Genomic DNA, 14,388 nt, shown 5'->3' with positions numbered 1-14,388 from the left:
ATGAAAAAACTAATTTTTATAGTAATGCTTTGTGTTTCAGCTATTTCTTTTTCGCAACAAACTACTGAAGTTGGTGATTTCAGTGAATTGAAAGTTTACGATCTTATTACAGTAAAGCTGGTTCCATCCGATGAAAATAAAGTTGTTGTGGAAGGAGAAAATACTGAATTCGTAAAAACAATAAATGACAACGGCGTATTAAAAATACGGATGGAACTTGAAGAACGTTTTGATGGAAGCGCAACTACAGTTACCGTTTATTTTAAAAACGTTTCAATTCTTGATGCAAATGAAGGTGCCGAAATAAATTCTGAAGAAGAAATAAAAGAAACTTCTTTGGAACTTAAAACACAAGAAGGCGGGAAAATAAATGTTGCGGTCGCTGCTGAAAATATTGATATTAAATCTGTTTCCGGAGGTGTTATAAAAGCCAAAGGAACTACTAAAAAACAGGATATAAGCATTAATTCTGGTGGAATTTATGAGGCAAAGGATCTAATTTCTTCCGAAGCCTTTGTTAATGTAACTGCCGGTGGGTCTGCAACTATTTTTACTACCGAAAAAGTTGAAGCTAAAGTTACCGCAGGAGGATATATCACTGTTTATGGAAATCCAAAAGATGTAAAGAAAAAGAAACTGGCGGGCGGAAAAATTGAAATAATAGAAGGTAAAAATTAAAATTTTACCGTTATTGGGTAAAAGTAATTTGTATTTTTACCTACTATGTTTGACGGTTTACTCTACGCAGCATTTTACGGATTTTTGTTGGCTTTCGCAGTTGGCCCAGTGTTTTTCACTTTGATTGAAACCGCAATAACCAAAGGAATTAAAGCCGCAATTTTTTTTGACCTCGGAGCGCTTTTTGCTGATGTAATATTCATCTTAATAGCTTTTTTCAGTACAAACAGAATCCTCGAAAAAGTTAAGCACGATCCTGGTCTGCTCATTTTTGGAGGAGCTATACTTATTGCTTACGGTATTATTTCATACATACGCACCAATAAATCCATTTTCAAAATTGTTCGTGAACATTATGCCGTAAAAGTGAAGAAAAATCTCGGCGGCTTGTTCTTAAAAGGCTTTCTTTTGAACTTTGTAAACTTCGGAGTTTTGGCAGGCTGGATAGGAACTTTAATAATGGCTAATGCGCTAACTACTTCGGACAATGGCGTGCTTCTTTTCATTGCAACCGTTTTGGCGACCTTCTTTCTCACAGATCTTTTAAAAATGCTTTTGGCAAAAAGATTGAAAAATAAAATGACCCCGCGTTTTATTTTCAAAACAAAAAAGTGGGTAAGTATTTTAATTTTAGGGTTCGGTGTTTTGTTACTAATCCAAGGTATTTTTCCAAAAGGAGTAGAAGCACAACTTGATAGAATTCCTGGGCAACAACATTTAGAGGAAAGTCCCATTCCGCCAGTCGATGGCTCTTTAAAAACCCCGCCCAAAGAAAATGAAAATGTTCCAAAAATAATGCCTGTTGAAAAATAAATTAGGAAAAAAAGGGGCGTAATTTCAATTGAATAAAAAAACCTCCAACTAATGTTGAAGGTTTTAAGAGGTATCGAGCGGATTCGAACCGCTGTAGCAGCTTTTGCAGAGCTGAGCCTAGCCACTCGGCCACGATACCCTTTAGGGTTGCAAATGTAAAAAAATTAAACTTAAAATACCTACTTAAAAAACAAATTACCTTTTCTGTTGCAGGGTAACGCTAACTTCGGCAACATCACCACCAATTGGAGGGTTGCGTTTGGCAACGGTAACTTTTACTTCGTCAACCATTTCAATCTTTAATAAAATTGAATCGATAATACGCTTTGCAACGTGTTCCAAAAGCTTGGCGCGCATCGCCATTTCTTCTCTCACAATTTTTTGAAGCATTACATAATCAACGGTATCTGCGAGTTCGTCGGTTTCCGAGGCGTTTTGCAAATCTGCCTTTACAGAAAGGTTCACCAAATAATCGGAACCTATTTGTCCTTCCTCAATCAAACAACCATGAAAAGCGTAAATCTTTATATTTTTTAAACGAATGGTGCCCATAAAAATAATTTTAGCAAATATATGTTAGAATGTCCGGTTGAGCGCAGTCGAAACCTTTTTTTGGAAGATAGCTTTTTCAGTTAATTGGTTACCTTTGCACTTCATAAAAAATATTTATATGAGTAACGAAGCCGCGCCGCTGAATTTTATTGAACACATTATTGAAGAAGATCTCACAAAAGGATATAAAAAAGAGCAATTATGTTTCCGTTTTCCACCGGAGCCAAACGGCTATCTTCACATTGGCCATGCCTCTTCAATATGTTTGAATTTCGGATTGGGAGAAAGATATAATGCGCCAGTAAATCTTCGTTTTGACGATACGAATCCTGCAAAGGAAGAACAGGAATTTGTGGACGCTATAAAACGTGATATTTCTTGGTTGGGCTATGAATGGGCTACGGAATGCTATGCTTCTGATTATTTTCAGCAATTATATGATTGGGCCATTCAAATGGTGAAGGACGGAAAAGCGTATGTAGATTCACAAACTTCGGAAGCCATTGCGGAACAAAAAGGAACGCCGAATTCTCCCGGAAAACCAAGTCCTTTCAGAAATCGTTCCGTTGAGGAGAATTTGGATTTACTCGAAAAGATGAAAAATGGTGAAACCAAAGAAGGTGAGCACGTTTTGCGAGCAAAAATAAATATGGAATCGCCAAATATGTTGATGCGCGACCCGGTTATGTACCGAACCATCAACAAACACCACCATCGCACGGGAACGGATTGGAAAATTTTTCCAATGTACGATTGGACCCACGGCGAAAGTGATTATATAGAGCAGGTATCCCATTCCTTCTGTACGCTGGAATTTCTGCCGCACAGAGAACTTTACGATTGGTTTTTGGACCAAGTGTACGATTCCAATAAATTACGCCCTAAACAACGCGAATTTGCCCGAAGAAATTTAAGTCATACCGTTGTTAGCAAACGAAAACTTGCGCAGCTGGTAAGCAGTGGTGTTGTAACGGGTTGGGACGATCCGAGAATGCCCACCATTTCCGGGCTGCGCCGAAGAGGTTACACCCCGGAATCGATTAAAAACTTTGCAGACAGCATTGGCGTAGGAAAACGTGAAAATTTAATTGATGTGTCGCATTTGGAATTTAATGTTCGTGAAGATCTCAACAAAAAAGCACCACGCATAATGGTGGTTTTAGATCCTGTGAAATTGATAATAGACAATTATCCCGAAGGAAAAACGGAAATGCTCGAGGCCGAAAATAACCAAGAAGACGAAAGCGCTGGAAACCGGGAAGTTCCTTTTTCAAAAGAACTTTATATTGAAAAAGAAGATTTTCTTGAATCTGCAAATAACAAATTTTTCAGATTGACTCTTGGGAAGGAAGTTCGTTTAAAAAACGCTTACATCATTAAAGGTGAAAGCGTAGTAAAGGATTCCGAAGGAAACATTACTGAAATCCATTGCACGTATGATCCTGACAGCAAAAGCGGAAGCGGTTCTGAAGCGTCTTTACGAAAAGTAAAAGGAACACTTCACTGGGTTTCTGCGGCACATGCATTACCTGTTGAAGTTCGTCTTTACGATCGTCTTTTCACCGAAGCTTCACCCGATACCAATAAAGAAAAGGATTTTATGGAATTTATTAATCCAGATTCTTTAAACGTTATTCAAGCATACGCTGAGCCAAGTATAAAAAGTGCAAAAGCCGAGGATAAGTTTCAGTTTCAAAGATTGGGTTATTTCGTTGTTGATAGAGATTCAACTCCTGAAAAAATTGTTTTTAACCGCACTGTCCCACTTCGTGACTCTTGGGCCAAACTTGCTGATTAATTAACATTTTTGTTGTAATATAGTTTACTTTTTAAGAGAATTTAGCAAAATTATCTTCGTTTTAAGATAAATTTATAAATTGAAAAATAACTATTAACCGGTTGTTAACAGCAAACCGCAATACCGTTACCTATCTTTGATGTTATTAACTAATAAAACAAAAAAACAATGGCATCAAATACAGGTCAAACACTCATCGCATTATTAACCGGAGCCGCAATTGGAGCGGGATTGGGAATTCTTTATGCGCCAGACAAAGGTTCAAAAACTAGAGATAAACTTAGCAAAGAAGCTAAGAAAGCCCAAAAAAAATTAAACAAGCAAATTCAGGAAACTAGTCATACGCTAAGTGAAAAAGCGCAGCAAGCTAAATATAGTTTTGAGCAAAAATTGAATGATACTTTGTCTTCTGCAAGTTATAAAGCTGATGATATTTTAGTAGCTATGGAAGATAAATTGGAAGCTTTAAGAAGACAAAATGCAAAGCTTCAAATTGATTCAAAAGTTGACAAAGCAAAAGCGACAGCCAAAAAAGTAACAGCATAATATGGCATTTAAAGGCCTAACAGACAGCCTGCATAAGGTAACAGACAGAATAGAAGATTATAGTTTGAGCATGGCGGAGTATTACAAACTTCGCCTGTTTAAATCTATAATGAAAGGGAGCATTTCTCTTGTAAACCTTTTGGTTTACGGAAGTTTGTTTCTTTTTGTTTTGCTTTTTCTATCATTGGGTGCAGCATTTTGGCTGGCTACTTTTTTTGAAAATGTTTATGCTGGCTTTTTGTTGATTGGCGCTTTCTATGGAATTATTTTAATCTTCATGTTTATCTTCGGAAGAAAAATTATAGAGCGAAAAATGCTTCATAAATTCTCTGGAGTATTATATGATGAAGATGATTTGGACCCAAAAGCTTTAGCGGAAGAAGAGATAGAAGAATACCAAAAAACGCTTGAAGATGAGGCTATTCGGAAAGCGAATATTTCAAAATAACATTTATGAAGCGATACACTACTTTTGACGAAATAGATAGAGATTTGAAATACCTCCGTTTAAAATCACAGATAGACCTTGAAGAGGTGAAATTGGGATTGAACGAAAGCAAACAAACCATAAGCGAGACTTTTTCCCCAATAAATATGATAGCAGGCACAGTGGGAGCGATTATAAAAAAGGCCTTTGTCTTAAAAGTAGTTGATAAATTAATAGGCATAAAACCTGTGAAAAAGAAAGATTACGAAGATGACGAACATCTTTAAAGATTGTTTAAACTTCGATTAATTGAAAAAGAAAGCCCTCCTAAAATTTTAGGAGGGCTTTCTTTTAAATATGTAGTAATTAATAATTCAAATCTTCACCTTCTTCTGCTCTTGGTGGCGCTTGGCGTTTCGGCTTCTTTTTTGGCATAATCCCTTTTTCAATATTTTTCTTTTTCATCTCTTCGCCAATTTGGTTGCTCGCTACAAAGGAAGCAATCATATTGTTTAGCATATCGCTACCGGCCTGTGGTGAATTTGGTAAAAGAATAAGGTTAGTATTGGTTGCCTCACCAATGGATTGCAACGTATCATAATGTTGTGTAACCACAATCAATGCAGAAGCTTCCTGCGAATTGATGCCCACATTATTCAAAACATCAACACTTTCTTCCAAGCCGCGTGCAATTTCACGTCGCTGATCAGCAATACCTTGTCCTTGCAAACGCTTGCTTTCTGCTTCTGCTCTTGCTTTAGCAACTATTTTTATCCTCTCTGCTTCCGCTTCAAATTCTGCGGCTACTTTTTCACGTTCAGCAGCGTTAATTCTATTCATTGCTTCCTTAACTTGTACGTCTGGATCAATGTCTGTAACGAGCGTTTTAATAATGTCATAACCATAAGTGCTCATGGCTTCGTTCAATTCTGATTTTACTGCTATTGCCACGTCATCTTTTCTTTCAAAAACATCATCGAGTTTCATTTTTGGAACTTCGGCCCGAACAACGTCGAAAACGTATGAAGTAATCTGATCATGCGGGTTTTGGAGTTTATAAAAAGCATCATAAACCTTCTGTTCCAACACTTGAAACTGTACCGAAATTTTCAGTCTAACAAAAACGTCATCTTTGGTTTTTGTTTCAACAATTACATCCAGCTGTTGGATTTTCAAATTAATACGTCCCGCAATCCGATCTATCAACGGAATTTTTAACTGTAATCCCGAATGTCTTATACTTTGAAACTTTCCAAAGCGTTCTACTATTGCAGCGGTTTGCTGTTTTACTGTAAAAAAACCTGCCAATAGTATAAAAAACCCAACAACTAGCAGTGGCACAAAAATAAACCCACCCATAATTTTTAAATATTAATGATTAAACATTGTGGAAGATACAAAAAATAAAACCTATTTTCACGCCCTTAAAATATCCCCAACCATGAATTTTAAACGAGTAATTTTTGCTTCCTTTTGTCTTTTCTTTTTTCAACAAACCTTTGCCCAGCGTAACTATGAAGGCTATAATTTTTTAGGAATCCAGGGCGGAATATCTTTTTTTGATATTCAGACAGATGATTTGGTAACCAAGCAAGAAATGGGTTTTACCGCTGGTTTTACTACCCGTGGCGCTTTCAGAAATGACTTTGATTTAATTTATGGATTGAGCTTTCAAAATTCGTCTGTTGGTGTGGAAGGAAGTCTTGGGGGTGACACTCAAAATATTAGTTACACCATTCAAGGCGCACAGATCAATTTTCTTGGAAGCTATAATATTGTAGTTAAACATTTGAGCATTGAGTTTGGCCCAGTTTTCAGCATAAACGGAAAAATGAAACTTGATAGAGACGAATATGAAGATTATATTTTAACAGGCTATCAAGAACTAACCGCAAAGGATATTCAAGATATTTCCAGATTTAACGTTCGCCTGGCTGCTGGTCTTACAACTGGTTTGGAGCATTTTAGAATAAGCGCACAGTATCAATATGGCCTTACAAATATATTGGGCGGATTGAATGGAAATGATTTGGAAAATGATAACTTTAAGGGAAACAGCTCTACGATTATTGTTTCTGGAGTAATTTATTTTTAACCAATAAAGTCAATTGCTTTTTCAATACGGGAAACGCTTTCTTTTTTTCCTAAAATTGAAAGAATATCAAATACTTCCGGGCCTTTCATTTCACCAACAAGTGCCAATCGGAGCGGCATCATTACTTTTCCGAAGCCTATATTTTCTGAAGTAATCCAGCCTTTCACTTTTTCCGAAAGGTTTTCTGCTGAAAAGTCTTCCGAAGTATTTAGGATAGAAACCACTTTTTGAAGAAATTCAGGCGTTTCAGCTTTAAATGCTTTTTCTGCAGCTTTTGCCTCATATGTTATTGGCGCTTCAAAAAAGAAACTTCCCTGCTCCCATAAATCACTAACAAAAGTCGCGCGTTCTTTAAGTAATGAAACGACCAATGTCAGGTTGAGCGCAGTCGAAACCTCTTTTTTTTCTAAATATTTCGAAAACTTAGAAGCTAATGTATCATCATCAACCTTTTGTAAATATTGGTGCTGAAACCATTTTGTTTTTTCGGGATCGAATTTTGCTCCTGCTTTATGAACTCTTTCCAATTCAAAAGCGGAAATCAATTCTTCCAAACTGAAAATTTCCTGCTCCGTTCCGGGGTTCCAGCCTAAAAAGGCGAGCATATTTACAACAGCTTCGGGCAAATAACCATCTTCGCGATAGCCTGAGAAAAGATCTCCTTCGGCGGTTTTCCATTCCAAAGGAAATACGGGAAAACCCATTTTGTCGCCATCGCGTTTGCTGAGTTTTCCGTTGCCCGTTGGTTTTAAAATCAACGGTAAATGCGCAAATTGTGGTGCATTCCAGCCAAAAGCACGATACAACAAAACGTGAAGCGCCAAAGATGGCAACCACTCTTCGCCACGGATAACGTGAGTTATTTTCATTAAATGGTCGTCCACAATATTTGCCAAATGGTAGGTTGGCATCCCATCACTTTTGAATAGAACCTTATCGTCGAGAATGTTGGTTTCCACCTGCATTTCGCCGCGAATGATATCATTTAAATGAAGAGTTTCCTCTTCGGGCGATTTAAAACGGATTACGTATTCTTCGCGATTTGCTATTTTCTGCTGCGTTTCTTCCGCAGAAAAAACCAACGAATTTTTCAGTTTTAAACGGTTGTGCCAATTGTAAATAAAGGTTTTCCCTTTTTCTTCGTGGTCTTTTCTATGTGCGTCAAGCTCTTCAGCGGTATCGAAAGCATAATAAGCATTGCCAGATTCAATCAGCGCATCTGCATATTGTCTGTAAAGCTCTTTCCGTTCGCTTTGGCGGTATGGGCCGCAATCGGCTTCTTTTCCCGGACCTTCATCGTAGGGAATATTCAACCAATTCAACGCTTCAATAATATATGCCTCGGCACCTTCCACATATCTATTTTGGTCAGTATCCTCTATTCGAAGTAAAAAATCGCCATCGTGTTTTTTTGCGAATAAATAATTGAACAAAGCAGTGCGAACACCACCAATATGTAAAGGCCCTGTTGGACTTGGCGCAAAACGCACCCGAACTTTTTGAGACATAATCTGCATTCTTTTTATGAATGGGCAAAGTTACAATTTAGAAGCCGCATTTTAAAGTTATTGCACAGAGTGGTTTTTTCTTTTTTTGGAGCAATATTTGCGGCGTGGTCAGCACAAAATAATATTGTATTTTAGAAGTTTTGAATACAGGGGAAAAACAACTATGAGCACTTTCAATATCATCCAGCAAAAACTGGAGGAATTTATCAAGAAATACTACACCAATGAGCTTATTAAGGGAGCCATCCTTTTCTTCGCCATTGGGCTTCTGTATTTGTTGATAACGCTGCTCGTTGAATATTTCCTTTGGCTGAATCCCTTGGGAAGACGTATTCTTTTTTGGGCTTTTGTTTTTGTTGAATTGGCTTTGTTTGTTCGGTTTATTGCCTTTCCACTTGCGAAACTTTTCAAACTCCAAAAGGGAATTAATTATGAAGAAGCTTCAAAAATCATTGGCAACCATTTTCCGCAGGTAAACGATAAATTGCTCAATGTAATCCAGCTAAACCAAAACCGGCGCGAGAGCGAATTGCTGGCAGCAAGCATTGACCAAAAAGCTACCGAACTGCAGCCAGTACCTTTTAAAAGTGCCGTAAATTTTAAAAAGAACGCAAAATATTTAAAATACGCGGCCATTCCGGTATTGATATTTATACTTTTCAGCGCTTTGGGCGGAATGGATATTTTTTCCAGTAGCTATAAACGTGTGGTACATTACGACACTGCCTTTGAGCCGCCCGCACCTTTTTCTTTCATTGTGATGAACGATGATTTGAATGCAGTTGAAAACAAACCTTTCAACTTAAAAATTAGAACCGAGGGCACTGCGATTCCCGAAAACGCGAGCATCAATTATAATGGTGAAAACTATTATCTGCAGCAGACCGCGCCAGGTTTGTTTGAATATACGTTTCAACAACCCGTGGAATCTATCGATTTCAACTTAAAGGCAAATAAAGTGACTTCCCGGGAATATACGTTGGATGTTGTAAAAACCCCTTCATTGCTCAATTTTGAAATGGTTTTGGATTATCCTTCCTATACTGGGAAAAGGGACGAAATCTTGAAAAGCACAGGAAACGCTACTATTCCCGAAGGAACAAGGGTAAAATGGAATGTTGCTACAAAAAACACAAAGGCAGTAACTTTAAAAACTGCGGATACTTCCTTTTCATTTGCTTCAAAAGGCGAAAATTTCAATTTTGAAAAAGGAATTTATAACAAGTTGGATTATGCGATTACAACTTCCAACGAAAAATTGAAGGATTATGAAAACCTTGCATTCACGCTGAATGTGGTGAAGGATCAATTTCCAGAAATTGAAGTGCAGTCAAAACAGGACAGCACAAACACGCAAAGGGTTTTCTTTTTGGGCCAAATCTCGGACGATTATGGACTTACAAAACTTCGGCTGGTCTATTTCCCCGAAGGCGATGAAAAGCAGGCTAAAACACAGGCTTTGCCATTGAATAAGACTAATTTTGACCAATTTACCTATATGTTTCCCGGAAACCTTCTTTTGGACGAAGGCGTTTCGTATGAATATTATTTTGAGGTTTTTGACAATGATGCAATTCACAATTATAAGTCCTCGAAATCAGGTATTTATTCTTTCAGAAAATTGACAAAGAATGAATTAGAGGATGAACAACTGCAAAATCAGCAAAATGCTATTAAAGGGTTAGATAAATCGTTGGAAGAGTTAAAAGACCGAAAGCAAACTTTGGAAGAACTTTCGCGAACCCAAAAAGAGAAGAACGAGCTTAATTACAACGATAAAAAGAAACTGGAAAACTTCATCCAAAGGCAGCAAAAGCAAGAGGAAATGATGAAGAATTTTTCAAAGGAAATGAAGGAGGAGCTTGAAAATTTCCAACCTGAAAACAAGGAGCAAGATCCTTTTAAGGAAGATCTTCAAAAAAGATTGGAAGAAAATGAGGAACAACTTAAGAAGAATGAAAAATTGTTGGATGAACTTGAGAAGCTTCAAGATAAAATCCAAAAAGAAGAGCTGACCGAGAAGCTTGAAAAACTTTCAAAGCAAAACAAGAACCAAGAGAAAAACTTGGAGCAGTTACTGGAGTTAACCAAAAGATATTACGTTGAAAAGAAAGCTGAAAAACTCGCCGAGGAACTTTATGAATTGGGCGAAGAACAAGAAAAGCTAGCAGATAAGTCTGAAAATGAAAACACTAAAGAAGCCCAAGAGGAATTAAACGAAAAGTTTGAAGAGTACAAAAAGCAGATGGACGAACTGCAAAAGGAAAATGAAGGTTTAAAAAAACCAATGGATATTCCTGAAGACAAACCAACCGAACAACAGATTGATCAAGAACAGCAAAAGGCTACTGATAAACTTGAAGAACAGAAACCTAGCGAGGCTGGAAAAAATCAAAAGAAAGCTGGCCAAAAAATGAAGCAGATGAGCAAGAGCATGCAAATGCAAATGCAGTCTGGCCAATCTGAAACTATTGAAGAGGATGTTAAAATGCTACGTCAGATTGTGGATAATCTTGTTGTTTTTTCATTTCAACAAGAAGATTTAATGGAAGTTTTCAAAAAAATTGAATATGGCAATCCAATATTTGGAAAGAAATTAAATATTCAAAATGATCTTAAAATTAATTTTGAACACATAGACGACAGTATTTTTGCACTTTCCCTTCGGCAACCTATGATTGGGTCACAGATAAACACTTCTTTAACGGAGATCCAATATAATATTGAAAAATCATTAGAGCGCTTAGCTCAGAATGAAACAAGGCAAGGCATTGGAAATCAGCAATATACGGTAACAGGCGCAAATGATTTGGCAGTGATGTTGAGTGATATTTTGAGCAATATGCAAATGCAGATGGCAATGTCTATGGGTTCGGGCTCTGGAAAAGGAAAACCTATGCCAGGTTCTGGCGGTGGAGGATTTCAATTACCTGATATTATTGAGAAGCAAGAAAGTCTTAGTGAAAAAATGAAAGAGGGAATGAAGAAAGGGAAGAAAGGATCAAAAGGCCAGGGTGAAGGAAACGGAGAACAAGAAGGAAGTGGCGATGGGAATGGCCAAAATGGTGAAAACGGAAAAAATGGGCAGCAGGGAGATAAAAAAGGAAGTGAAAAAGAAGGAAATGGGGATAGTGAGGAAATGAATGGTGAAATTTTTGAAATATATAAACAACAACAAGAACTCCGAAATCAACTCCAAGATAGATTGAGCAAGGAAGGCTTAAAAGGAAATGCAGGCAATTTATTAAAGAAAATGGAAGGTATTGAACAGCAATTGTTGGATAAAGGCTTTAATGAAAACACACTACAGCAAATGCTTAACCTTAAATATGAGTTGTTAAAACTTGATAAAGCTGATCTTGAACAAGGACAGGAGAGCAGAAGGGAGTCCCGTACAAATAAAAGAGATTTTCAAAACAATTCGCGACTTTCTCCAGAGGACATAAAAAAATACTTCAACACAACCGAGATTTTGAACCGCGAGGCCTTACCTTTGCGCCAAGATTATAAAAACAAGGTCCAGGAATATTTTAAGGAAAGCAATGATTGATTTTAATTTTGAAACTGATTTTGAATTAAAAAATCCAATAAAACTGCAAAAATGGATTTCCGAAACCATAATTTCTGAAGGATATGAACTGGGGGAGTTACTGTATATTTTTTGTGATGATGAATATTTGCACAAATTGAATATAGAATATTTAAATCATGACACCTTAACTGATGTTATTAGTTTTGATTACAATATTGGAAAAATAATTAACGGCGAAATCTACATTTCCGTTGAACGCGTTGCTGAAAACGCCATAGATTTCAAAACCGATTTTGAGAATGAATTACACCGAGTAATGATTCATGGCGTCCTCCACTTATGTGGCTATAAAGATAAAAGTGATACTGAAGAAAGAATAATGCGACAAAAAGAGGAGGAATGCCTCAGAAGGTTATCAATTTCTTAATTCCAAAACTTAGTTGCTTTAAAATTAGTTATTTATTGTAATTTTGCACCCCAAAAAAATAGAAAGTCAAAAATGTTCCACGTGGAACAATTAATATAATTTATGTTTCCAAAAGAATATGATGTAATTGTTGTTGGTGCGGGTCACGCTGGTTCTGAAGCGGCGGCTGCGGCTGCGAACATGGGTTCAAAAACCTTGTTGGTTACAATGAATTTGCAAACAATTGCACAAATGAGTTGCAACCCTGCAATGGGCGGTATTGCTAAAGGCCAAATTGTTCGTGAAATTGACGCAATAGGTGGTTACAGCGGCATTGTTTCTGATAAAACCGCTATTCAGTTTAAAATGCTCAATAAGTCAAAGGGGCCTGCAATGTGGAGCCCAAGGGTTCAAAGTGACCGAATGCGTTTTGCCGAAACTTGGAGATTGATGTTGGAGCAAACGCCTAATCTCGACTTTTACCAAGAAATGATTTCGGGTATTATTGTTGAAAATGGAAAGATAAAAGGTGTTAAAACTTCTCTTGGATTAGAGATAAAAGGGAAAAGTGTTGTGCTAACAAATGGCACCTTTTTGAATGGCTTAATTCATATTGGTGAAAAACAATTTGGTGGTGGTCGTGCAGGAGAAAAAGCTTCAACTGGAATTACACAAGATTTAATTGATTTAGGATTTGAAGCAGGTAGAATGAAAACCGGAACGCCGCCAAGAGTAGATGGCCGTTCTTTGGATTTTTCAAAAATGATAGAACAGCCAGGGGATGAAATCCCTGAAAAATTTTCATATTCTGATGAAACAACTCCTTTAAAAAATCAACGATCTTGTCACATGAGCTATACTAGTTTGGAAGTTCATAATATTTTAAGGGAAGGTTTTGATAGATCGCCAATGTTTAATGGTTCAATCCAAAGTTTGGGCCCAAGATATTGTCCTTCCATTGAAGATAAAATTAATCGTTTTGCAGATAAAGATAGACACCAACTCTTTGTTGAACCAGAAGGGTGGGATACGGTTGAATATTATATAAACGGATTTTCTACTTCCCTTCCGGAAGACATCCAGTTTAAAGCTTTACGCCAAGTTGCCGGTTTTGAAAATGTGAAATTTTTCCGACCAGGTTATGCTATCGAATATGATTATTTTCCACCAACGCAATTAAAACACACTTTGGAAACAAAATTGGTTTCCGGCTTGTATTTTGCGGGACAAATTAATGGCACAACAGGTTATGAAGAAGCAGCCTCACAGGGATTGATGGCAGGCATAAATGCACACTTAAAAGTTCACGAAAAGGAACCATTTATACTTCAAAGAAACGAGGCTTATATAGGTGTTTTGGTTGACGACCTTATTACTAAAGGAACGGAAGAGCCATACCGAATGTTTACTTCGCGAGCAGAATATAGAACTTTGTTGCGCCAAGATAATGCGGATTTCAGATTAACGCCGAAAGCATTTGAAATTGGTTTGGCTAGTGAAAAGAGAATGCGAAAAATGGGGGAAAAGAAAGAAAAGTCAGAAGCGTTTGTTCAATTTTTTAAAGAAACCAGTGTCGCTCCAGAAGAAATCAATCCTATTTTTGAATTGAGAGAATCTGCATTGGTTGATCAAAGTGATAAGATGTTTAAGTTCTTTTCTCGTCCTGAAGTTACAATGGAAGATATGAAAACAATCTCTTCGGTAAAAGATTATATAGATCTACATAGTTTGGATACTGAAATGATCGAGCAAGCCGAAATACAAGTTAAGTATTCAGGATATATTGATAAGGAAAAGAATAATGCGGATAAATTAAATAGATTGGAAGGATTAAAAATTCCCGCTTCTTTTGATTATTCAAAATTGAAATCACTTTCTTATGAAGCCCGTGAAAAACTCACAAAAATTAAACCAGCCACAATTTCACAAGCATCTCGCATCAGCGGCGTTTCTCCAAATGATGTTTCTGTTCTGCTAGTATATATGGGGCGTTAACATCATTGTTTCACGTGGAACATCTACTATTTTTTTAA

13 protein-coding genes and 1 tRNA gene are annotated in these 14,388 nt (G+C 37.0%); 10 read left to right on the top strand and 4 right to left on the bottom strand.

The window, feature by feature from the left end:
• Entirely contained in the window at window positions 1-678 is a 678-nt protein-coding gene (locus Q2U82_RS04985) for a head GIN domain-containing protein (protein WP_410006605.1), read from the top strand.
• Window positions 679-723: 45 nt separating this feature from the next.
• Window positions 724-1,491 carry a LysE family translocator gene (locus tag Q2U82_RS04980; protein ID WP_068762081.1) on the top strand — a complete coding sequence of 256 codons (768 nt, stop codon included), beginning with the start codon at window positions 724-726 and terminating at the stop codon, window positions 1,489-1,491.
• 68 nt (window positions 1,492-1,559) lie between these two features.
• Here Q2U82_RS04980 and Q2U82_RS04975 read toward each other — a convergent pair.
• Both Q2U82_RS04975 and folB read right to left on the bottom strand, forming a co-directional pair.
• Window positions 1,560-1,630 (bottom strand) — tRNA-Cys (locus Q2U82_RS04975).
• A 56-nt stretch (window positions 1,631-1,686) separates the two neighbouring features.
• A complete protein-coding gene (gene folB / locus Q2U82_RS04970) occupies window positions 1,687-2,043 on the bottom strand; it encodes a dihydroneopterin aldolase (protein ID WP_068762082.1) in 357 nt (118 codons plus the stop codon).
• 118 nt (window positions 2,044-2,161) lie between these two features.
• On the opposite strand from folB, the gene Q2U82_RS04965 reads away from it, so the two are divergent.
• The 4 genes from Q2U82_RS04965 (at window position 2,162) to Q2U82_RS04950 (ending at window position 5,101) form a co-directional block, all read left to right on the top strand.
• The gene (locus Q2U82_RS04965) at window positions 2,162-3,841 is read left to right on the top strand and encodes a glutamine--tRNA ligase/YqeY domain fusion protein (RefSeq protein WP_410006604.1); all 1,680 of its coding nucleotides are present in this window, start codon (window positions 2,162-2,164) and stop codon (window positions 3,839-3,841) included.
• A gap of 168 nt (window positions 3,842-4,009) precedes the next feature.
• On the top strand, window positions 4,010-4,387 hold the full coding sequence (locus Q2U82_RS04960) for a YtxH domain-containing protein (RefSeq protein ID WP_068762084.1): 378 nt from the start codon (window positions 4,010-4,012) through the stop codon (window positions 4,385-4,387).
• A gap of 1 nt (window position 4,388) precedes the next feature.
• On the top strand, window positions 4,389-4,835 hold the full coding sequence (locus tag Q2U82_RS04955; RefSeq protein WP_410006603.1) for a hypothetical protein: 447 nt from the start codon (window positions 4,389-4,391) through the stop codon (window positions 4,833-4,835).
• 5 nt (window positions 4,836-4,840) lie between these two features.
• On the top strand, window positions 4,841-5,101 hold the full coding sequence (locus tag Q2U82_RS04950) for a hypothetical protein (protein WP_068762086.1): 261 nt from the start codon (window positions 4,841-4,843) through the stop codon (window positions 5,099-5,101).
• 79 nt (window positions 5,102-5,180) lie between these two features.
• On the opposite strand, the gene Q2U82_RS04945 is transcribed toward Q2U82_RS04950, so the two are convergent.
• Window positions 5,181-6,173, bottom strand: a complete 993-nt coding sequence (locus Q2U82_RS04945; RefSeq protein ID WP_410006602.1) for an SPFH domain-containing protein — start codon at window positions 6,171-6,173, stop codon at window positions 5,181-5,183.
• 82 nt (window positions 6,174-6,255) lie between these two features.
• Here Q2U82_RS04945 and Q2U82_RS04940 point away from each other — a divergent pair, with 82 nt between their 5' ends.
• A complete protein-coding gene (locus Q2U82_RS04940; RefSeq protein WP_410006601.1) occupies window positions 6,256-6,909 on the top strand; it encodes a hypothetical protein in 654 nt (217 codons plus the stop codon).
• On the opposite strand, the gene gltX is transcribed toward Q2U82_RS04940, so the two are convergent.
• Window positions 6,906-8,417 carry a glutamate--tRNA ligase gene (gltX, locus tag Q2U82_RS04935; protein WP_410006600.1) on the bottom strand — a complete coding sequence of 504 codons (1,512 nt, stop codon included), beginning with the start codon at window positions 8,415-8,417 and terminating at the stop codon, window positions 6,906-6,908. The two genes, Q2U82_RS04940 and gltX, sit on opposite strands and share 4 nt — an antisense overlap.
• A 163-nt stretch (window positions 8,418-8,580) precedes the next feature.
• On the opposite strand from gltX, the gene Q2U82_RS04930 reads away from it, so the two are divergent.
• From Q2U82_RS04930 to mnmG, 3 genes are all read left to right on the top strand, one after another.
• Window positions 8,581-11,967, top strand: a complete 3,387-nt coding sequence (locus Q2U82_RS04930; protein ID WP_410006599.1) for a DUF4175 family protein — start codon at window positions 8,581-8,583, stop codon at window positions 11,965-11,967.
• On the top strand, window positions 11,960-12,376 hold the full coding sequence (gene ybeY / locus Q2U82_RS04925; protein WP_410006598.1) for an rRNA maturation RNase YbeY: 417 nt from the start codon (window positions 11,960-11,962) through the stop codon (window positions 12,374-12,376). The genes Q2U82_RS04930 and ybeY overlap by 8 nt, the downstream gene beginning before the upstream one ends.
• Window positions 12,377-12,478: 102 nt before the next feature.
• Window positions 12,479-14,350, top strand: coding sequence for a tRNA uridine-5-carboxymethylaminomethyl(34) synthesis enzyme MnmG (gene mnmG / locus Q2U82_RS04920; protein ID WP_410006597.1), 1,872 nt, complete (start codon window positions 12,479-12,481; stop codon window positions 14,348-14,350).
• Window positions 14,351-14,388 lie beyond the last annotated feature (38 nt).

The organism is Aequorivita nionensis, assembly GCF_046352995.1.
GTDB classification, from domain to species: Bacteria; Bacteroidota; Bacteroidia; order Flavobacteriales; family Flavobacteriaceae; genus Aequorivita; species Aequorivita nionensis.
Note: the sequence above shows the minus strand (reverse complement) of the source record. Positions and strands in the feature narration are given on the sequence as shown.